Origin of the sequence: Gordonia sp. WA4-43 (assembly GCF_020520305.1) — a bacterium.
Lineage (GTDB): Bacteria > Actinomycetota > Actinomycetes > Mycobacteriales > Mycobacteriaceae > Gordonia > Gordonia hongkongensis.
The window spans coordinates 1,224,214-1,243,109 of sequence record NZ_CP084736.1 but is presented as its reverse complement, the minus strand read 5'-3'; the positions used below and the strand labels follow the sequence as shown (position 1 = coordinate 1,243,109).

23 protein-coding genes are annotated in these 18,896 nt (G+C 69.8%); 21 read left to right on the top strand and 2 right to left on the bottom strand.

Going from position 1 to position 18,896, the window contains the following annotated elements:
* Positions 1 to 19: 19 nt before the first annotated feature.
* Both LEL84_RS05580 and LEL84_RS05575 read left to right on the top strand, forming a co-directional pair.
* Positions 20 to 259, top strand: a complete 240-nt coding sequence (locus LEL84_RS05580; RefSeq protein ID WP_055476568.1) for a hypothetical protein — start codon at positions 20 to 22, stop codon at positions 257 to 259.
* Positions 256 to 852, top strand: a complete 597-nt coding sequence (locus LEL84_RS05575) for a DUF2567 domain-containing protein (protein ID WP_226513524.1) — start codon at positions 256 to 258, stop codon at positions 850 to 852. The genes LEL84_RS05580 and LEL84_RS05575 overlap by 4 nt, the downstream gene beginning before the upstream one ends.
* Here LEL84_RS05575 and LEL84_RS05570 read toward each other — a convergent pair.
* The gene (locus LEL84_RS05570; RefSeq protein WP_226513523.1) at positions 815 to 1,543 is read right to left on the bottom strand and encodes an NUDIX hydrolase; all 729 of its coding nucleotides are present in this window, start codon (positions 1,541 to 1,543) and stop codon (positions 815 to 817) included. The two genes, LEL84_RS05575 and LEL84_RS05570, sit on opposite strands and share 38 nt — an antisense overlap.
* Positions 1,544 to 1,966: 423 nt before the next feature.
* Positions 1,967 to 2,740 carry a type I methionyl aminopeptidase gene (map, locus tag LEL84_RS05565; RefSeq protein WP_165629925.1) on the bottom strand — a complete coding sequence of 258 codons (774 nt, stop codon included), beginning with the start codon at positions 2,738 to 2,740 and terminating at the stop codon, positions 1,967 to 1,969.
* A 101-nt stretch (positions 2,741 to 2,841) separates the two neighbouring features.
* Between map and LEL84_RS05560 the strand changes: the two genes are divergently transcribed.
* The 19 genes from LEL84_RS05560 (at position 2,842) to trpA (ending at position 18,818) form a co-directional block, all read left to right on the top strand.
* On the top strand, positions 2,842 to 3,102 hold the full coding sequence (locus LEL84_RS05560) for a helix-turn-helix domain-containing protein (protein WP_055476572.1): 261 nt from the start codon (positions 2,842 to 2,844) through the stop codon (positions 3,100 to 3,102).
* Entirely contained in the window at positions 3,099 to 3,605 is a 507-nt protein-coding gene (locus LEL84_RS05555) for a DUF1990 family protein (protein WP_159371014.1), read from the top strand. Before LEL84_RS05560 ends, LEL84_RS05555 begins: the two co-directional genes overlap by 4 nt.
* A gap of 195 nt (positions 3,606 to 3,800) precedes the next feature.
* Entirely contained in the window at positions 3,801 to 4,874 is a 1,074-nt protein-coding gene (gene nadA / locus LEL84_RS05550; RefSeq protein WP_055476574.1) for a quinolinate synthase NadA, read from the top strand.
* Positions 4,871 to 5,800, top strand: coding sequence for a carboxylating nicotinate-nucleotide diphosphorylase (gene nadC, locus LEL84_RS05545; protein WP_055476575.1), 930 nt, complete (start codon positions 4,871 to 4,873; stop codon positions 5,798 to 5,800). The genes nadA and nadC overlap by 4 nt, the downstream gene beginning before the upstream one ends.
* Positions 5,801 to 6,001: 201 nt before the next feature.
* Entirely contained in the window at positions 6,002 to 7,345 is a 1,344-nt protein-coding gene (gene hisD / locus LEL84_RS05540; RefSeq protein WP_226513522.1) for a histidinol dehydrogenase, read from the top strand.
* Positions 7,342 to 8,487 carry a histidinol-phosphate transaminase gene (locus LEL84_RS05535; protein WP_226513521.1) on the top strand — a complete coding sequence of 382 codons (1,146 nt, stop codon included), beginning with the start codon at positions 7,342 to 7,344 and terminating at the stop codon, positions 8,485 to 8,487. The genes hisD and LEL84_RS05535 overlap by 4 nt, the downstream gene beginning before the upstream one ends.
* Positions 8,484 to 9,122: an imidazoleglycerol-phosphate dehydratase HisB gene (hisB, locus tag LEL84_RS05530; protein ID WP_055476578.1), complete on the top strand. Its 639-nt coding sequence runs from the start codon at positions 8,484 to 8,486 to the stop codon at positions 9,120 to 9,122. The genes LEL84_RS05535 and hisB overlap by 4 nt, the downstream gene beginning before the upstream one ends.
* Complete coding sequence (hisH, locus tag LEL84_RS05525; protein ID WP_226513520.1) at positions 9,119 to 9,760, top strand: imidazole glycerol phosphate synthase subunit HisH; 642 nt, start codon at positions 9,119 to 9,121, stop codon at positions 9,758 to 9,760. The genes hisB and hisH overlap by 4 nt, the downstream gene beginning before the upstream one ends.
* Positions 9,757 to 10,092: a hypothetical protein gene (locus LEL84_RS05520; protein ID WP_226513519.1), complete on the top strand. Its 336-nt coding sequence runs from the start codon at positions 9,757 to 9,759 to the stop codon at positions 10,090 to 10,092. Before hisH ends, LEL84_RS05520 begins: the two co-directional genes overlap by 4 nt.
* 80 nt (positions 10,093 to 10,172) lie before the next feature.
* A complete protein-coding gene (gene priA / locus LEL84_RS05515) occupies positions 10,173 to 10,916 on the top strand; it encodes a bifunctional 1-(5-phosphoribosyl)-5-((5-phosphoribosylamino)methylideneamino)imidazole-4-carboxamide isomerase/phosphoribosylanthranilate isomerase PriA (RefSeq protein ID WP_226513518.1) in 744 nt (247 codons plus the stop codon).
* Entirely contained in the window at positions 10,916 to 11,782 is an 867-nt protein-coding gene (locus tag LEL84_RS05510; protein ID WP_068970344.1) for an inositol monophosphatase family protein, read from the top strand. The genes priA and LEL84_RS05510 overlap by 1 nt, the downstream gene beginning before the upstream one ends.
* A complete protein-coding gene (gene hisF, locus LEL84_RS05505) occupies positions 11,779 to 12,552 on the top strand; it encodes an imidazole glycerol phosphate synthase subunit HisF (protein WP_065632344.1) in 774 nt (257 codons plus the stop codon). The genes LEL84_RS05510 and hisF overlap by 4 nt, the downstream gene beginning before the upstream one ends.
* 40 nt (positions 12,553 to 12,592) lie before the next feature.
* On the top strand, positions 12,593 to 12,994 hold the full coding sequence (hisI, locus tag LEL84_RS05500) for a phosphoribosyl-AMP cyclohydrolase (protein WP_058251762.1): 402 nt from the start codon (positions 12,593 to 12,595) through the stop codon (positions 12,992 to 12,994).
* A gap of 75 nt (positions 12,995 to 13,069) precedes the next feature.
* On the top strand, positions 13,070 to 13,249 hold the full coding sequence (locus LEL84_RS05495; RefSeq protein WP_004021167.1) for a tautomerase family protein: 180 nt from the start codon (positions 13,070 to 13,072) through the stop codon (positions 13,247 to 13,249).
* The gene (locus LEL84_RS05490) at positions 13,246 to 14,820 is read left to right on the top strand and encodes an anthranilate synthase component I (protein ID WP_065632345.1); all 1,575 of its coding nucleotides are present in this window, start codon (positions 13,246 to 13,248) and stop codon (positions 14,818 to 14,820) included. Before LEL84_RS05495 ends, LEL84_RS05490 begins: the two co-directional genes overlap by 4 nt.
* On the top strand, positions 14,817 to 15,620 hold the full coding sequence (locus LEL84_RS05485) for a TIGR02234 family membrane protein (RefSeq protein ID WP_065632346.1): 804 nt from the start codon (positions 14,817 to 14,819) through the stop codon (positions 15,618 to 15,620). The genes LEL84_RS05490 and LEL84_RS05485 overlap by 4 nt, the downstream gene beginning before the upstream one ends.
* Before the next feature lie 164 nt (positions 15,621 to 15,784).
* Complete coding sequence (trpC, locus tag LEL84_RS05480; RefSeq protein ID WP_065632347.1) at positions 15,785 to 16,603, top strand: indole-3-glycerol phosphate synthase TrpC; 819 nt, start codon at positions 15,785 to 15,787, stop codon at positions 16,601 to 16,603.
* 62 nt (positions 16,604 to 16,665) lie between these two features.
* The gene (gene trpB / locus LEL84_RS05475; RefSeq protein WP_065632348.1) at positions 16,666 to 18,012 is read left to right on the top strand and encodes a tryptophan synthase subunit beta; all 1,347 of its coding nucleotides are present in this window, start codon (positions 16,666 to 16,668) and stop codon (positions 18,010 to 18,012) included.
* Complete coding sequence (trpA, locus tag LEL84_RS05470; protein WP_068970347.1) at positions 18,009 to 18,818, top strand: tryptophan synthase subunit alpha; 810 nt, start codon at positions 18,009 to 18,011, stop codon at positions 18,816 to 18,818. The genes trpB and trpA overlap by 4 nt, the downstream gene beginning before the upstream one ends.
* Positions 18,819 to 18,896: the final 78 nt, after the last annotated feature.

Below are 18,896 nucleotides of genomic sequence, written 5' to 3'. Positions count from 1 at the left end.
TGATGGGTAGCGTGTTCTCATGATCGACACCGTCCCGGGTCCTCTCGCCGAGCCGTGCCGGTTCGGTGTGTTCACCGGACTCGAACTGGAACTGCAGGCTCCCGACGCCGTGCCGCCGGCTGCCCGGTTGGGTCTCGAACCCCCTCGCTTCTGTGGCCAGTGCGGGCGCCGGATGGTGGTCCAGGTGCGGCCCGACGGATGGGATGCCCGCTGCTCGAGGCACGGGACGGTCGACTCGTCGGAGCTGGGTCGCCGGTGAAACCGCCGGTCCGCACGGTCTCGCGACTGGCCGCGGTCACCGTCGGCGTGGCCCTCATCGGCGTCGTCGCCGGGGCGGTCTGGGCGCTCCTCACCCCGCCGACCACCGGCGTCGTGTTCGAGGGTCTCCGTCGCGAGGACATCCCCGCCGACTTCGCCGGCGTGGGCGCCTTCGCCCTGACGATGTTCGCCTACGGCGCGGTCACGGCCATCGTCGTGTGGTTTGCGGCCCGGACGTGGCGCGGGGTCGCCGGATTCGTGTGGCCCGCCCTCGCGACGGTGGCAGGTTCGGCGCTTGCGGCGTCGGTCGGGATGTGGGTCGCGGGCCTGCGGTTCGACGACGATCCGACCGCACTGCCGGTCGACGCCGTCTACCGGGTCGCGCCGGAGCTGTGGCTCGACGGCGCGACGCGGTCCGGCTCGAGCGAGCCGTGGACGCTGCTCATCTGTGCCCCGTTCGCGTTCGCCGTGGTGTACCTCGTCTGCGTGTTGTCCTCGCGGACAGCCGATCTGGGCGTCGGAGATCTCGAGTCCGACGAGCCGCCGGCGGACGTGTTCACATCGGTGGGCGCAGCGTCGCGAACTCATCCGTGACGCGTAGCTCCTTCTCCGCGAAGGCGTAGAGCGCCGGCGGGCGACCCCCGTTACGGCCGGTCTTGCCGACGGTCCCGGTGGCGACCACCACCGCGCGCCGGCTCAGGATGCGGAGCAGGTTGGTCGTGTCCACGGGATAACCCAGTGCGGCGCAGTAGATCTCCGACAATGCCGACATCGGGAACCGGGCGGGGGCCAGCGCGAACGCGATGTTGGTGTAGGAGAGTTTGGCCGCAAGTCGATGCCGGGCGGCCTCGACGATCCCGGCGTGATCGAAGGCCAGGGGCGGTAATCCGTCGACGGCGAACCAGCCCGCGGCGTGGGGGGGTGTCGCGTCGGCGTCGGAGGGCACGAGGCCCATGTAGGTCGACGCGATGGTGCGGACCGTGGGCACCCGGTGCGGGTCGGAGAAGACCGACAGTTGTTCCAGGTGCGCGATCTCACGGACGTCGAGCGCGTCCGCGACGAGCCGGCGTGCGCTCGCCGACAACGTCTCCTCGGCGCCGACCCCGCCGCCGGGAAGTGTCCACACGCCGTCGGCGGACCGCGACAGCAGGACACACAGCGACGGGTCGTCGGTGTCCGGCGTGTTCCGGGTCTGGGGTACGCGGATCTGGAAGACGACGCTCAGGACTTCCACCCGGAGGGTCGCACCGTCGGCGATGGGTGGCTCGGACCCGGCGGATGGCATGCGCCCGATTGTAGGGTGCGCCCTGCTGCTGACCCCCGCTGGTTGAGTTGGAGCCCCCGGCTGGCGCCCCTGCTGGTTGAGTCGACGCCTCCCTGCTAATTGAGCCAGTGCCCCACCTGCTAATTGAGCCGGTGCCCCCCGCTGGTTGTGCTGGTGACCCCCGGCTGGTTGTGCTGGTGACCCCCGGCTGGTTGTGCTGGTGACCCCCGGCTGGTTGTGCTGGTGACCCCCGGCTGGTTGTGCTGGTGACCCCCGGCTGGTTGTGCTGGTGACCCCCGGCTGGTTGTGCTGGTGACCCCCGCTGGAGGAGTCGGCGACCCCCTGCTGGTTGAGCCGGCTCCGAGCGAAGCCGCCGGGCCGAGCAAGCGACGAAGGAGCGCGTCGAGGTCGAGGCGCCGTGTCGAAGCCACCTGGTGACCTCGACTACCCGCCCCCGTGCGAGGTGAGGACCAGCGCCTCGCCATCGGTGACGGCGATCGTGTGTTCGCTGTGCGCGCCGCGGGAGCCGTCGAACGACCGGATGGTCCACCCGTCGGCGTCGAACTTGATGCGCTCGGAACCGAGCGTGAACCACGGTTCGAGCGCGAGGGTCAGGCCGGGGCGTAGTTTCATGCCGCGTCCGGCCCGGCCCACGTTGGCGACGTGGGGATCCTCGTGCATGGTGCGGCCGAGTCCGTGTCCGCCGAACTCGGTGTTGACCCGATACCCGTGTGCGGCGGCGACCGCTCCGATCGCGGCCGAGATGTCGCCGAGCCGACCGCCCGGACGAGCGGCGTCGATGGCTGCGGCCAGTGCTTCTTCCGTGGCCGCGACGAGGCGCTGATCGTCGGGCTGTGGGGTGCCGACGATGACGCTGCGCGCGGAGTCGGCCACCCAGCCGTCGATGGCGACGGCGATGTCCATCGAGAGCAGGTCTCCGTCGGCGAGGACGTAATCGTGCGGGAGTCCGTGCAGGACAGCGTCGTTCACCGACAGGCAGATCACATTGCGGAACGGGCCGCGGCCAAAGGACGGCGAGTAGTCCCAGTAGCAGGACTGAGCACCGCGGTCGTTGACGAGCTTCCGCGCGCGTTCCTCGAGCTCGAGGAGGTTGACCCCGACGTCGGCGCGTCCGGCGAGGTCGTCGAGGAGATCTGCGATGAACGCCCCCGTCACTCCCATGGCGGCCACCTCGGCAGGCGACTTCAGTTCGACCATTCCCGTCCTCTCGTGGTCATTGCGTTCTTTCGGATCGCTGGTCGGTATACAAATACCACCGCGTCTCGGTATTTGTATACCGGACCCGCTAGGATCGCCACATGGTGCGTAACCCCCTGACCCCGGAACAGATCGCGGCCGGCCGCCGGCTCGGCGCCCGTCTCCGCGAGTTGCGCGGCGACCGTCCGCTGGGCGATGTGGCGTCGGGCGCGGGTATCTCGCCGGAGACCCTGCGCAAGATCGAGACCGGACGCATGCCGACGCCCGCTTTCGCCACGATCGCGGCGCTTGCTCGCGCGCTGGGTACCTCACTCGACGATCTGGCGCTCGTGCTCGACGCCGAGGTGGCACGAGTCGGGTGACCGCGAACCGATCGGATCTCACCTATCCCGAGGTCGGCGCGACGGCCGGGACGCTCCCGCCCGGTTACCACCATCTGCGCCGGTCACGGGTCATCGGCTCGGGATCTGCCTGCTTCGCCACGGCCGGCCGGCGAATCATGAACTGGGACATGCATCGTCATGCCGGCTTCGGTGTCGACGAATCGACCCCCGCGGCCACTGTCGGCACCGACGTCGACCTGCGCGCCGGTCTCGGCCCCCTCGCGATCACCGCACGGTGCCGGGTCGTCGAGGTGATCGACGCCCCGCGCGAGCGCGGCTTCGCGTACGGCACGCTGCCCGGCCATCCCGAGATCGGCGAAGAGCGCTTCTGGGTGGAATGGCTCGACGACGGCACCGTGATCGGGCATGTCGTCGCGTTCTCGCGTCCGGGGCGTTGGTTCACGCGTCTGGGCGGGCCGATCGGGCGGGTTGCGCAGTCGCGATTCACCGAGCGCTACCTCGACGCTCTGATGTGTGGCTGAACTCGTCGTCCGCCTGGATCGCGGGCCGAGAACGCCGGCGACGAGGTCATGGGAATGCCGTGAGTGTGGCGAATGTTACGATGCATAGCGTTTTCGACCATGAGTCGAAAACCTGCCTCGGACACACGGCCCGTGATCTGGGGAACCAGCGTCCCGGGGACGGAACTCGTCGCCGGGTAGCCAGAGGAGTGGCACATGAGCATCACCAGTGATCGCCTCACGTCGATGACCGCGCCCGCAGTCGAGGACTCGGCGCTCGTCGATGCGACGTGGTACGACGCGCCGGGCGGTTACACCGGCGTGGAGCCGACGCAGGAGTGGGCGGACGAGGTCCGCCGCCTCGCCAAGGCGCGCAACGCGACGCTGCTCGCGCACAACTACCAGCTCCCAGCCATCCAGGATGTTGCCGACCATGTCGGCGACTCTCTTGCCCTCTCGCGGATCGCCGCCGAGGTCGACTCCGACGAGATCATCTTCTGCGGCGTCCACTTCATGGCCGAGACCGCCAAGATCCTGAGCCCCGAGAAGCGGGTCCTGATCCCCGACGAGCGCGCCGGATGCTCGCTCGCCGACTCGATCACCGCGGACGAACTCCGGGCCTGGAAGGCCGAGTTCCCCGATGCGCTGGTGGTGTCCTACGTGAACACCACCGCCGAGGTGAAGGGCCTCACCGACATCTGCTGCACGTCGTCGAACGCGGTCGACGTGGTCGCGTCGATCGATCCCGACCGCGACGTCCTGTTCCTGCCGGACCAGTTCCTCGGCGCGCACGTCAAGCGCGAGACCGGCCGCGACAACATCCACATCTGGGCGGGCGAATGCCACGTGCACGCCGGCATCAACGGTGACGAGTTGACCGCGCAGGCGAACTCGCACCCGGACGCCGACCTGTTCATCCACCCCGAATGCGGTTGCGCGACCTCGGCGCTGTATCTGGCCGGCGAGGGTTTCGTTCCCGAGGAGAAGGTGAAGATCCTGTCGACGGGCGGCATGCTCGACGCCGCGCGCGAGACCGGCGCGAAGCAGGTGCTCGTCGCCACCGAGGTCGGGATGCTGCACCAGTTGCGCAAGGCCGCACCGGGCGTCGACTTCCAGGCGGTCAACGACCGGGCATCGTGCCCCTACATGAAGATGATCACCCCGGCGGCCATGCTCCGGTGCCTGCGGGAGGGTCGCGACGAGGTGTTCGTCGACGCCGACGTCGCCGAGAAGGCGCGCAAGAGCGTCGAGCGCATGATCGCGATCGGCAACCCCGGATCGGGCGAGTGAGCAGCTCCACCCCCTCGACGACGGCCCCGGCCGGCGGCTTCGTCGGCCAGGCCGCGGGCGGTGAACTCGGCGCCGCGGTCACCGACGAGGTCCGCGCGTTGATCCGCACCGCGCTCGACGAGGATCTGCGATACGGCCCCGACGTCACGAGCACGTCCACGGTCCCCGCCGACGCGGTCGTCGACGCGGCGATCATCAGCCGCGCGCATGGTGTGATCGCCGGCGTGCCGGTGGTCGAGGCGGTCTTCGACGAGGTGATCGGGGCGGGCGAGTACACGATCACGTCGCGCGTCGACGACGGAACCCGCGTCGAACCCGGCACCGTCGTACTCGCCGTCCACGCTCCGACGCGAGCGCTGCTGACCGCGGAACGCACGGCGCTCAACCTGATCTCGCACCTGTCGGGGATCGCCACGACCACCGCGGCCTGGGTGGCGGCGGTGGAGGGTACGGACGCCCGAATCCGCGACTCGCGCAAGACACTTCCGGGTCTTCGGCATCTGCAGAAGTACGCGGTTCGTGCCGGCGGGGGAGTCAATCACCGGATGGGGCTCGGCGACGCCGCCCTCGTCAAGGACAACCACGTCGTCGCCGCGGGTTCGGTCGCCGCGGCACTGGAGGCGGTCCGGGCGGCGGCGCCGGGCCTACCGGTCGAGGTCGAGGTCGACTCGCTGGCCCAGCTCGACGAGGTCCTCGGACTCGAACCGCAGTTGGTCCTGCTGGACAACTTCGAGCCGTGGGAGACCCAGATGGCCGTCCAGCGCCGCAACACCCGGTCGCCGGGCACCAAGCTGGAGAGCTCGGGAGGCCTGTCGCTCGACGTCGCGGCCGACTATGCCCGCACCGGCGTCGACTACCTGGCCGTGGGCGCGCTGACTCACTCTGTCACCGTCCTGGACCTCGGTCTGGACATCCCGGCCCCCTAGGTCGCTCGGCTACCCGGTGTGAGTGCGGACGTCGGCGTCGAACAACTCGGTTCTGGCCACCGGCCGCGTGAAGGACGGGGCAGATTCGTCCGCATACCGGATCGAAATGCCCCGACGTTCTCGGTGACAACCCGCACCAGAAACCCGCTGGCACCCGACACGTATCCTTGTTGGGTAAATCAGCAGCCACCAGGAGAGATCATGCTCGCCCGAATTGACCTGCGCGGTAGCACGCCGACACTCGCCGAGTTGCGTCGCGCGCTGCCCCGCGGGGGTACCGATGTCAATGCCGTCCTCGACACGGTGACACCGGTCGTGCATTCGGTGGCGGAGAACGGGAGCAGCTCTGCGCTCGACTATGGCGAGAAGTTCGACGGTGTCCGCCCCGCGTCGGTGCGGGTGCCCGCCCAGGTCATCGCCGATGCTCTGGCCGGGCTCGACCCGCAGGTTGCCGAGGCGCTGCGCGAGTCGATCACCCGCGCCCGCAAGGTGCACGCCGACCAGCGCCGGGAGACCACCCGCACCCAGGTCGTCGACGGCGGCGTCGTCAGCGAGAAGTGGATTCCGGTGCGCCGCGTCGGCCTGTACGTCCCGGGCGGAAACGCCGTCTATCCGTCGTCGGTCATCATGAACGTCGTCCCCGCCCAGGAGGCCGGCGTCGGCTCGCTGGTCGTCGCCTCGCCTCCGCAGAAGGACTTCGGCGGGTGGCCGCACCCGACCATCCTCGCCGCCTGCGCGCTCCTCGGCGTCGACGAGGTGTGGGCGGTCGGCGGTGCCCAGGGAGTGGCCCTGCTCGCCTACGGTGGCGCCGACACGGATTCCGCGGACGAGCCGAATGCCGTTCTCGACCCCGTCGACCTCATCACCGGCCCGGGCAACATCTACGTCACAGCGGCCAAGCGTCTGTGCCGCAGCGTGGTCGGCATCGACTCCGAGGCCGGACCCACCGAGATCGCGATCCTCGCCGACGACTCGGCGGACGCGGGCATCCTCGCCTCCGACCTCATCAGCCAGGCCGAGCACGACGTCCTCGCGGCGTCGGTGCTCGTGACCGACAGCGCCGAACTCGCAGACGCCGTCGACGAAGCTCTCGAGCAGCAGGTCGCGGCCACCAAGCACCGCGAACGCGTGACCACCGCGCTGTCGGGGGAGCAGTCGGGCGTCGTCCTCGTCGACGATCTCGACGCGGGGCTCGCCGTCGTCGATGCCTATGCGGCCGAACACCTCGAGATCCAGACCCGGGACGCGGCCGCGGTCGCCGACCGGGTGCACAACGCGGGCGCGATCTTCGTCGGGCCCTATGCGCCGGTCAGCCTCGGTGACTACTGTGCGGGCTCCAATCACGTTCTGCCCACCTCGGGTTCGGCGCGCTTCGCCTCCGGGTTGTCGGTGCAGACCTTCCTCAAGGGCGTCCACGTCATCGACTACGACGAGGCCGCGCTGCGCGAGGTCGCCGACAAGGTGGTGACCCTCGCCGACGCCGAGGACCTGCCCGGTCACGGTGATGCGGTGAAGCAGCGCTTCGTCGGGAGCGCGGGCCGGTGACGGCCGCCGATCCGGTGACGGCAACCCCGGGCAGCTCGATCACCGTCGACGACCTGCCGCTACGTGAGAACCTCCGTGGCAAGAGCGCTTATGGCGCACCGCAACTCAGGGTTCCGGTGATCCTCAACACCAACGAGAACCCGCACGCGCCGTCGCCGGCCCTGATCGACGATGTCGCCGCGTCGGTGCGCGAGGCCGCCGCTGTGCTGCACCGCTATCCCGACCGCGATGCCGTCGCTCTCCGTGCCGACCTCGCCGCCTACCTGACACGGGCCACCGGTGTGCAGCTCGGCGTCGAAAACCTCTGGGCGGCAAACGGTTCCAACGAGGTCCTGCAGCAGTTGCTGCAGGCGTTCGGCGGTCCCGGTCGCAGCGCGCTCGGCTTCGTCCCGTCCTACTCGATGCACCCGATCATCTCCGACGGCACCGACACCACCTGGCTGGTCGCGGCGCGGGCGGGCGACTTCTCGCTCGACACCGACCACGCGGTCGCCGAAGTCGCGAACCGCGAGCCGGACGTCGTCTTCGTGACCTCGCCGAACAACCCGACCGGCGGTTCGATCCCGCTCGCGGACCTGCGTCGCATCGTCGAGGCGGCTCCGGGCATCGTGATCGTCGACGAGGCCTACGCCGAGTTCTCGGCGGCTCCGAGCGCCGTCGAGCTCATCGACGAGTTCCCGGCCAAGGTCGTCGTCAGCCGGACGATGAGCAAGGCCTTCGCCTTCGCCGGTGGCCGGCTCGGTTACCTCGCCGCAGCACCCGCCGTCGTCGACGCGATCCAGCTGGTGCGGCTCCCGTACCACCTGTCCGTGCTGACCCAGGCCGCCGCGCGAGCAGCATTGCGCCACAGCGACGACACCCTCGCCGGCGTCGCCGCGATCCGGTCCGAACGCGAGCGCGTGGTCGCGGCCCTGACCGGCTTCGGGTACCGCGTCATCGACTCCGACGCCAACTTCGTGCTGTTCGGACGGTTCCGGGATGCTGCGGCGTCGTGGCAGCGTTACCTCGACCAGGGCGTCCTCATCCGGGACGTCGGCATCGCCGGTCACCTCCGGGTGACCATCGGTCTCGCGCATGAGAACGACGCCTTCCTCGACGTCAGCCGCACGCTCGCCACCACAGATCTGGAGAACCCTCAGTGAGCACCCCCTCTGCGACCAACCCCGCGCCCCGTGTCGCGAAGGTCGAACGGAGCACCAGGGAGTCGTCGATCTCCGTCGAATTGAATCTCGACGGCACCGGCGTGACGAACATCTCGACCGGCATCGCGTTCTTCGATCACATGCTCACCGCCTTCGGTCAGCACGGCAGCTTCGATCTCACCGTCGAGGCGAAGGGCGACATCGAGGTCGAGGGCCACCACACCATCGAGGACACCGCGATCGTGCTCGGCCAGGCTCTCGGCCAGGCGCTCGGCGACAAGAAGGGCATCCGTCGCTTCGGCGATTCCTGGATCCCGATGGACGAGACCCTCGCCCAGGCCGTCGTCGACGTGTCGGGCCGCCCCTACTGCGTCCACACCGGCGAGCCCGAGCACATGCTCACCGCCGTGATCGGTGGCTACCCGGGTGTCCCGTACTCGACCGTCATCAACCGGCACGTGTTCGAGTCGATCGCGCTCAACGCTCGCATCGCGCTGCACGTGCGGGTCCTCTACGGCCGCGACCAGCACCACATCACCGAGGCGGAGTTCAAGGCCGTGGCCCGCGCGTTGCGCGCGGCGACCGAATACGACGCCCGCGTGACCGGTGTGCCGTCGACGAAGGGCGCGCTGTGAGCGTCGCCGACGTCACGATCCTCGACTACGGCTCGGGCAACCTGCGGTCCGCGCAGCGTGCGCTCGAGCGGACCGGGGCACAGGTGACGGTCACCTCCGACTTCGACACGGCCCTGAACGCCACCGGCCTCGTCGTGCCCGGTGTCGGTGCGTTCGCCGCCTGCATGGAAGGTCTGCGCGCGGTCAAGGGCGACCGGATCGTCGGGCGACGATTGGCCGGCGGCCGTCCGGTGCTGGGCATCTGCGTGGGCATGCAGATCCTGTTCGAGCGCGGCGTCGAGTTCGGCGTCGAGGCGGAGGGCTGCGGGGAGTGGCCGGGCAGCGTGACCCAGTTGCCCGCACCCGTCCTGCCGCACATGGGCTGGAACACGGTCGACGCACCTGAGGGCGCCGTGCTCTTCGACGGGCTCGACGCCGACACCCGCTTCTACTTCGTGCACTCCTACGCCGCGCAGACCTGGGAGATGGACAACGAGGGTTCGCCGCTGACCGCGCCCAAGCTGACCTGGGCCGAACATGGTGGACCGTTCCTCGCCGCGGTGGAGAACGGGCCGCTGTCGGCGACCCAGTTCCATCCCGAGAAGTCCGGCGACGCCGGTGCGCACCTGCTGGAGAACTGGGTTCGGGGACTCTCGTGACCGACGGCACGCCGCGCCCGGACGACGCCGGGTACGGCGACGGACCCGTCGGGCGACCGTCCGGGTCCGACGCGGCGGGCGCGTCCTCGGCGTCCTCCGGTTTCTCGATCGCCAAGCTCGCCTTCTACGCTCTCGGTGCGGGAGTGCTGGTTCTGATCGTGTCCGTCCCGATCATCGCGCTGTGTGCGCACTGGTCGCCGATCGCCGGACTGGTCGCCGCGCTGGTGGCGGTGGCGGCGATGATCGCCGCGATCGGTACCGTTGCCAACCGCATGGTCGACCGCGCCCGGACAGACCTGATCGCGGCGCGCGACGGTCACCACACCGCCTGACCCGACCCCGATCACGTCCACCGCCGACTCGCCCGATCAAGAACCGCGCTCGATCCAGAACAGACAGGACAGATTCACCCATGGGTAGCACCCTCGAACTCCTTCCCGCCGTCGACGTCGCCGACGGGCAGGCGGTCCGCCTGGTCCAGGGCGCGGCCGGCACCGAGACGTCGTATGGTTCGCCGCGCGACGCGGCGCTGGCGTGGCAGCGGGACGGTGCGGAGTGGATCCATCTCGTCGACCTCGACGCCGCGTTCGGCCGCGGCGACAATCGCGAGCTGCTGGCCGGCGTGGTCGGTGAACTCGACGTGAAGGTCGAACTGTCCGGCGGTATCCGCGACGACGATTCGTTGGCCGCCGCCCTCGCCACCGGGTGCACGCGCGTGAACCTCGGTACCGCCGCCCTGGAGAACCCGGAGTGGTGTGCCCGCGCGATCGCCGAGCACGGGGACCGCATCGCGGTCGGTCTGGACGTGATCCGCGACGGCAGTTCCTACCGGTTGCGCGGGCGGGGCTGGGTCACCGACGGAGGCGATCTCTGGGAGGTCCTCGAGCGGTTGAATCGCGACGGATGCGCCCGCTATGTGGTCACCGACGTCTCCAAGGACGGCACGCTGCAGGGCCCGAACCTCGATCTCCTCGCCGAGGTCGCCGCGGCCACCGACGCCCCCCTCGTGGCCTCGGGCGGCGTCTCGGTCATCGACGATCTGGTCGCGATCGCCGGCCTCACCGGCCAGGGTGTGGAGGGCGCCATCGTCGGCAAGGCACTCTATGCGGGTCGATTCACGCTGCCGGAGGCGTTGACCGCGGTCGCCGGGGTCTGATGAGCGCGGCGGACTCCACCCTCGACCTGCCCCGGCTGCTCGACACCGCCGGGTCGATCCTCGACGCCGCCGTCGATCGCTTCGTCGACGGTCAGGGTGCGCCGAGTGCGATCAACAAGGGCGGCACCGACTTCGCCACGCAGGTGGACCTCGACCTCGAGCGCCACATCGGGGCCGAGCTCGCCGACCGGACCCAGATCCCGGTCCACGGCGAGGAATTCGGCGGCGCCGACGTCGTCGACGGTCCGGTGTGGGTGCTCGACCCGATCGACGGCACCTTCAACTACTCCGCGGGGATGCCGCTCACCGGGATCCTCCTCGGTCTGGTGGTCGACGGCGAGGCCACGCTCGGGATGACCTGGCTGCCGCTCGTGGGACGCCGGTACGCCGCACACGCCGACGGTCCGCTGCTGCTGAACGGTGTAGCCGTCCCGCCGGCCCCCGACATGGAACTCGCCGAGGCAGCCATCGCCTTCGGCCCGTTCGATGCCCGCGGCGGTGGCCGCTACCCGGGCGCGCGCCGGGCCGACCTCCTGCGCGAACTCAGCACGCGTGCCGCCCGGATCCGGATGACCGGGTCGACGGGTGTGGACATGGCGTTCACCGCGGCCGGCGTGTTCGGCGGGGCGATCGCCTTCGGCCGGCACCCCTGGGACAACGCGGCGGGAGCGGCGCTGGTCCGGGCCGCCGGCGGTGTGGCGACCGACATCGCCGGCCGTCCGTGGACCGTGGCGTCGCCGTCGCTGGTCGCCGGTACCCCGACCGTGCACGCCGGTCTGATGCGTGTCATCGGCGAGACGATCCCGGAATGGACGGCAGACGTCATCACCCCAGAATCCACCACCCCGAAGGAGACCCGACGATGACGCTGGCGACCCGGGTCATCCCGTGCCTCGACGTCGACGACGGCCGCGTGGTCAAGGGCGTCAACTTCGCCAACCTGCGCGACGCCGGCGACCCGGTCGAGCTGGCTGAGCGCTACGACCGCGAAGGCGCGGACGAACTGACCTTCCTCGACGTGACCGCGTCGAGTTCGGGGCGCTCGACGATGATCGACGTGGTGAAGCGCACCGCCGATCAGGTGTTCATCCCGCTCACCGTCGGCGGCGGCATCCGGACCGTCGACGACGTCGACACCATGCTGCGCGCCGGGGCCGACAAGGTCAGCGTCAACACCGCGGCCATCGCCCGGCCGGAGGTGCTCGCCGAGATGAGTCGGCGCTTCGGTTCGCAGTGCATCGTGCTGTCCGTCGACGCCCGGACCGTTCCCGAAGGTGCGGAACCCACGCCGTCGGGCTGGGAGGTCACCACCCACGGCGGCCGCACGGGCACCGGGATCGACGCGGTCGAGTGGGCGGTCCGCGGCCAGGACCTCGGTGTCGGCGAGATCCTGCTCAACTCGATGGACGCCGACGGCACCAAACAGGGCTTCGACCTGCGCATGCTGACGGCCGTACGCGCCGCGGTGTCGGTGCCGGTCATCGCCAGCGGTGGCGCCGGCCGCATCGACGATTTCGCGCCGGCGGTGCAGGCGGGCGCCGACGCCGTTCTCGCGGCCTCGGTCTTCCACTTCGGCGAACTCACCGTGGCCCAGGTGAAGACGGCCATGCGCGACGCCGGGATCACCGTCCGATGACACGCCGCGTCCCCTCCCGCACCGACCCGGAAGGTCGCTGATGGCACTCGATCCCGATCTCGCCGCACGCCTCAAACGCAACGCCGACGGCCTGTTCACCGCGGTGGCGCAGGAACGCAGCACCGGGACGGTGCTGATGGTCGCTTGGATGGACGACGTCGCGCTCGAGCGCACGCTCGCCACCCGGAAGGGGACCTACTACTCGCGGTCACGCCAGGAGTACTGGGTGAAGGGGGAGACGAGCGGGCACACGCAGTATGTGCACGACGCCCGCATCGACTGCGACGGCGACACCGTGCTGCTGATCGTCGACCAGGTGGGCGCGGCCTGCCACACCGGCAACCACAGCTGTTTCGACACCGAGTCGCTGACGTTCGGGATCGACGCGGCGCCGGGTTCCGGGGCCGAATCCGGGTCGGGCTCGACGGACCCAGCAGAATAGACCCCCGAGACACGAGTCCCGGGTGCGAACTCCGGGACACGCCACAGCTCGAGACCTTCGAAAGGCGGTGCGTCCATGCCCCTCATCCAGATCTCGCAGACGCCGGGACTGTCGGATCGCGTCAAGCGCGAGACGATTGCCGCGGTCACCGAGGCCTATGCCAAGGCAACCGGCAAGAACCCCGACTCGGTCTGGGTGACGATCACGGAGGTTCCGCGTAATCAGTGGGGCGTCGGCGGCGAGCCGCTCGGATGACCGCCACCACCGGCGGGGCCGCCGACACCACGACTCTCGCCGAGTTCCTCGACCTCGCGCGCGATCACCGCGTCGTACCGGTGACGCGTAAGGTCCTCGCCGACTCCGAGACGCCGCTGTCGGCCTATCGCAAACTCGCGGGCGACCGTCCGGGGACCTTCCTGCTGGAGTCCGCCGAGAACGGGCGGTCCTGGTCCCGATGGTCGTTCATCGGCGCGGGCGCACCGTCGGCCCTGACCGTCGTCGACGGACAGGCGCACTGGTGGGGGTCGGTGCCCGTCGGCGCACCCGAGGGCGGCGACGCGCTCGAGGTCCTCGCGGAGTCATTGCGCCTCCTGCAGACCGACCCACTCCCCGGGATGCCCCCGTTGACCGGCGGATTCGTCGGCTTCATGGCCTACGACATGGTCCGCCGGCTCGAGCGTCTGCCCGAGACCACGGTCGACGATCTGGGCCTCCCGGACATGATGATGGTGCTGGCCACCGACCTCGCCGCGGTCGACCATCACGAGGGCACGATCACGCTCATCGCCAACGCGGTCAACTGGGACGGCTCCGACGAGCGGGTCGAGGACGCCTACGCCGACGCACTCGACCGGCTGGACCGGATGACCGAAGCCCTCGCCGCACCCGCGCCGTCGACGGTGTCGACCTTCGACCGCCCGCGGCCCGAGTTCGCCGCGCAGCGATCGCTCGCGGAGTACAGCGAGATCGTCACCGATCTCGTCGGCGAGATCGAGGCCGGCGAGGCCTTCCAGGTCGTGCCGTCGATGCGCTTCGAGATGGACTCCGACGCCGACCCGCTCGACGTCTATCGCGTGCTGCGCGCGTCCAATCCGAGTCCGTACATGTACCTCCTGCGGATGCCCGGCACCGAGGAGCACAGCGACAAAGGCTCGCCCGACGCGATCGCGCGCAAGCCCTTCACCATCGTCGGCAGCAGCCCCGAGGCACTGGTCACCGTGGCCGACGGGGTGGCGACCACGCACCCGATCGCGGGCACCCGCTGGCGCGGCGCGACCGAGGAGGAAGACCAACTGCTCGGCAAGGGCCTGATCGAGGACGAGAAGGAGAACGCCGAGCACCTGATGCTGGTGGACCTCGGGCGCAACGACCTCGGACGTGTCTGCGTACCCGGCACGGTCAAGGTCAGCGACTATCGGCACATCGAGCGCTACAGCCACGTCATGCATCTCGTCTCGACCGTGTCGGGGACCCTCCGCGACGACAAGCATGCCCTCGACGCCGTGACGGCGTGCTTCCCGGCCGGAACCCTGACCGGCGCACCGAAGGTGCGGGCGATGGAACTCATCGACGAACACGAGATGACCCGCCGCGGGCTCTACGGCGGGATCGTCGGCTATCTCGACTTCGCCGGCAACGCCGACACCGCCATCGCCATCCGCACCGCGCTGCTCGCGCGCGGTAAGGCGTTCGTCCAGGCCGGCGGTGGTGTGGTGGCCGACAGCGAGCCCGAGTACGAGTACAACGAGGCGCGTAACAAGGCCACCGCGGTGCTCAACGCGGTCGCGGCCGCCTCGACGATGCGACGGGTGGGTGAGAACTCATGACCTCTGACGAATCCGGAGCCGCGGCAGGTCCTGACGTAGAGGCCATCCGCCGCAAGTCCGTCCGGCGCCGACAGGTCGTCGCGGCACTGCTGATGGCGGCGGCCGCAGCGGCCTTCTGGGGTGCGAGCCGGCTGACCTGGGCCACCGTCTCCGCCGAGGACGGGTTGTCCCCGCAGCGCGCGTTCGAGGTCGACGGCGGGGACTGGAGTCCCTGGCTCACGCCGCTCGCGCTGGTCTACTTGGCGGGCATACTCGCGGCGCTGTCAGTGCGTGGCTGGGCCCTCCGAGTCGTCGCGATCCTGGTCGCCGTCGGCGGGCTCCTGGCCGCTTTCCCGGCGATCTCGCTGATCACCGGGGGCACCGACTCTGCGTACGCCGCCGAGGCGGGCAGCATCCCCGATCGCTACATCGTGCTCTTCGTCGACACCAACCCCCTCGCCGCGGTGGTCGTGCTCGCCGGCACCGTGTGTGCGGTGGGTGCAGCGGTCATGCTGCTGCGCGTCGCGAAGGGGGCCACCCGATCGTCGAAATACACCACTCCGGCCGCTCGCCGCGAGGAGATCGAGACCGAGATCTTCGCCGACTACGAGCGTCGCAAGGCCGCGGAGCAGAACGAGGCCGCGGTCGCGGAGCCAGGCGCGGCCCGATCCGATTCGGCGAAGCCCGGAACGAGCGGTCGGGCGGACGACCCCGACCCGGCAGCGGAGCCGACGCCGCCCGGGGCGAACGAGCGGATGATGTGGGACGCGCTCGACACCGGCATCGACCCGACCGACCCGAACGACCCCGACCGTCGCTGAACCGCAAGCCGATGACGGGTCGGGGACGGCGACGCCCGGTCGCAAACTCCGACGATGGACGCATCAGCGCGATGAGGTCACGGATCGGCCAACCCGGACGCAACCGGCCCGAACGGCCCGTCTACCCTGAGAACACATGTCGAGGGAGAAGGGAGCAAGTCGCTGTGAGCGTGCCCAACGTTCTCGAATCGATCATCGAGGGAGTGAAAGCCGACGTCGCGGCACGTGAGGCCGTCGTCGACTTCGCCTCGGTCAAAGCGGCCTCCGCCAAGGCTCCCGCCCCCAAGGATGCGCTGGCCGCCCTGCGTCAGCCCGGAATCGGTGTCATCGCCGAGGTCAAGCGCGCCAGTCCGTCGAAAGGCGAACTCGCCAGCATCGGGGACCCCGCCGAACTCGCCCGCGCATACGAAGACGGCGGCGCGCGCATCATCAGCGTGCTCACCGAGGAACGCCGGTTCCGCGGCTCGCTCGCCGACCTCGACGCCGTCCGCGCCGCGGTCGACATCCCGGTGTTGCGCAAGGACTTCATCGTCGGCACGTACCAGATCCATGAGGCCCGCGCCCATGGCGCCGACGTCATCCTGTTGATCGTCGCCGCCCTCGAGCAGAACGTGCTCGCCTCACTCCTCGACCGCACCGAGAGCCTGGGCATGACCGCGCTCGTCGAGGTGCACACCGAGGAGGAGGCCAGCCGCGCCCTCGAAGCCGGCGCCTCGGTCGTCGGCGTGAACGCACGCAACCTCAAGACCCTGCAGGTCGAGCGGGACACCTTCTCGCGCATCGCACCCGGTCTGCCCACGGAGACCATCCGGATCGCCGAGTCGGGTGTGCGCGGCACCGCCGATCTGCTGGCCTACGCCGGTGCCGGCGCCGATGCGGTTCTCGTCGGCGAAGGTCTCGTCACGAGTGGCGACCCGCGTGCCGCGGTCCGTGAGCTCGTCACCGCGGGCACACACCCGTCGTGCCCGAAACCTGTTCGCTGACAACGCGTCCGGGCCGGTATCGGTCCGCGTGATGCTGTCGGCCCGATCGTCTGTGAGTTGAAGTGACCGCTCATCCTGATTCCGTCCGCACCGACGCCGTCGAGGCGACTCCGCTGCCCACCGCGAGCGTCGGGCTCACCACTCGTACCTCGATCGAACCCGACGAGCACGGGCACTTCGGTGTCTACGGCGGGCGCCATGTACCCGAGGCCCTGATGGCCGTCATCGACGAGGTGACCACGACCTTCCAGAAGGTCCGCGCCGACGACGATTTCCTCGCCGAACTGGACCGCCTGCAGCGCGACTACGCTGGCCGCCCGTCTCCGCTGTACGAGGCGAAGCGCCTGTCCGAGCACGCCGGCGGGGCGCGGATCTTCCTCAAGCGCGAGGACCTCAACCACACGGGCTCGCACAAGATCAACAACGTTCTCGGACAGGCGCTCCTGGCCCAGCGGATGGGCAAGCACCGCGTCATCGCCGAGACCGGCGCCGGACAGCACGGGGTCGCCACCGCGACCGCGTGCGCGCTCCTCGGTCTCGAGTGCGTGATCTACATGGGCCGGGTCGACACGGATCGCCAGGCGCTCAACGTCGCCCGCATGCGACTCCTCGGTGCGGAGGTGATCGCGGTCGACAACGGTTCGGCGACACTGAAGGACGCGATCAACGAGGCCATGCGCGACTGGGTCACCAACGCGCACAACACCTATTACTGCTTCGGCACGGCTGCCGGGCCGCACCCGTTCCCGGTCATGGTCCGCGATCTGCAGCGCATCGTCGGGCTCGAGGCGCGCGTGCAGATCCTGGAGAAGGCCGGACGCCTGCCCGACGCGGTGACCGCCTGCGTCGGCGGTGGTTCCAACGCGATCGGCATCTTCCACCCGTTCATCGACGACGAGGGCGTCCGGCTCGTCGGCTTCGAGGCCGCCGGCGACGGCGTCGAGACCGGCCGCCACGCAGCGACTTTCACCGGTGGGACACCCGGAGCATTCCAGGGCGCGTACTCCTATCTCCTGCAGGACGACGACGGTCAGACCATCGAATCCCATTCGATCTCGGCGGGCCTGGATTATCCGGGGGTCGGACCCGAGCACGCCTATCTCAAGGACACCGGCCGAGCTGAGTACCGGCCGATCACCGACACCGAAGCCATGGATGCACTCGCGCTGCTCAGTCGCCGCGAGGGCATCATCCCCGCCGTCGAGTCGGCCCATGCGGTCGCCGGCGCCCTGAAACTCGGGCAGGAACTGGGGGAGGGTTCGATCATCGTCGTCAGTCTCTCCGGTCGCGGCGACAAGGACGTGGACACCGCCGCACGCTGGTTCGGGCTGTTCGACGCCCCGCCGTCCCAGGACGAGGCCACCCTGTCGGAATCGTCGGACGTCCAGAAGCCCGGAGAGCAGGCATGAGCACACAGTCGATCCCGTCGAAGCTCGGCCCCGTGTTCGCCCGCTGCCGGGACGAGGGTCGCAGTGCGCTGATCGGTTACCTCCCGGTCGGTTTCCCGACCGTCGACGAGTCGCTGACCTCGTTCCGGACGATGGTCGACGCCGGTTGCGACATCATCGAGGTCGGCGTGCCCTACTCCGACCCGGTGATGGACGGCCCGACCATCCAGGACGCCGCCGACCAGGCACTGACCAACGGTGTGCGTGTCCGTGACGTGTTCACCGCCGTCGAGGCCATCACCTCCGCCGGCGGCAACGCGGTGGTCATGAGCTACTGGAACCCGGTCCTCAAGTACGGCGTCGAGAATTTCGCGCGTGATCTTTCGGCGGCCGGCGGTGCCGGACTCATCACCCCGAACCTGATCCCCGAAGAGGGTGCGGAGTGGCACGAGGCGGCCGACCGGCACGGGCTCGACCGCATCTACCTCGTCGCTCCGTCATCGACGACCGAGCGGATCGCCCTCACTGTCGATGCGTCCCGGGGTTTCGTCTACGCGGCCTCCACGATGGGTGTCACCGGTGCGCGAGATGCCGTGTCGGACATGGCTCCTGAGCTGTGCGCGCGGGTTCGCGAGTACTCCGACATCCCGATCGGCGTCGGTCTCGGCGTTCGCAACCGCGAGCAGGCGGCCCAGATCGCCTCGTACGCAGATGGAGTCATCGTGGGTTCGGCGCTGGTGACCGCGGCGAACGCGGGCCAGGACCGGTTGGCCTCGCTCGTCTCCGAACTGGCCGAAGGGGTCCGCTCGCGTCGGGCGTCTGTCTGAACCGGACGCTCTCGTGATCGACGCGGCGGGTCCCGGTCGACAGGTCGAACGTCCCATCCGGTCGGCTAGGGTGACAGC

What these genes read in the sequence shown, in the direction of transcription:
- hisI (WP_058251762.1), top strand. Translation starts at nt 12,593, where the DNA reads ATGGCACTCGATCCCGATCTCGCCGCACGCCTCAAACGCAACGCCGAC.
- map (WP_165629925.1), bottom strand. Translation starts at nt 2,740, where the DNA reads ATGGTCGAACTGAAGTCGCCTGCCGAGGTGGCCGCCATGGGAGTGACG.
- LEL84_RS05495 (WP_004021167.1), top strand. Translation starts at nt 13,070, where the DNA reads ATGCCCCTCATCCAGATCTCGCAGACGCCGGGACTGTCGGATCGCGTC.
- LEL84_RS05560 (WP_055476572.1), top strand. Translation starts at nt 2,842, where the DNA reads ATGGTGCGTAACCCCCTGACCCCGGAACAGATCGCGGCCGGCCGCCGG.
- trpA (WP_068970347.1), top strand. Translation starts at nt 18,009, where the DNA reads ATGAGCACACAGTCGATCCCGTCGAAGCTCGGCCCCGTGTTCGCCCGC.
- priA (WP_226513518.1), top strand. Translation starts at nt 10,173, where the DNA reads ATGGGTAGCACCCTCGAACTCCTTCCCGCCGTCGACGTCGCCGACGGG.
- LEL84_RS05510 (WP_068970344.1), top strand. Translation starts at nt 10,916, where the DNA reads ATGAGCGCGGCGGACTCCACCCTCGACCTGCCCCGGCTGCTCGACACC.
- LEL84_RS05580 (WP_055476568.1), top strand. Translation starts at nt 20, where the DNA reads ATGATCGACACCGTCCCGGGTCCTCTCGCCGAGCCGTGCCGGTTCGGT.
- LEL84_RS05485 (WP_065632346.1), top strand. Translation starts at nt 14,817, where the DNA reads ATGACCTCTGACGAATCCGGAGCCGCGGCAGGTCCTGACGTAGAGGCC.
- LEL84_RS05490 (WP_065632345.1), top strand. Translation starts at nt 13,246, where the DNA reads ATGACCGCCACCACCGGCGGGGCCGCCGACACCACGACTCTCGCCGAG.
- nadA (WP_055476574.1), top strand. Translation starts at nt 3,801, where the DNA reads ATGAGCATCACCAGTGATCGCCTCACGTCGATGACCGCGCCCGCAGTC.
- LEL84_RS05570 (WP_226513523.1), bottom strand. Translation starts at nt 1,543, where the DNA reads ATGCCATCCGCCGGGTCCGAGCCACCCATCGCCGACGGTGCGACCCTC.
- hisD (WP_226513522.1), top strand. Translation starts at nt 6,002, where the DNA reads ATGCTCGCCCGAATTGACCTGCGCGGTAGCACGCCGACACTCGCCGAG.
- hisF (WP_065632344.1), top strand. Translation starts at nt 11,779, where the DNA reads ATGACGCTGGCGACCCGGGTCATCCCGTGCCTCGACGTCGACGACGGC.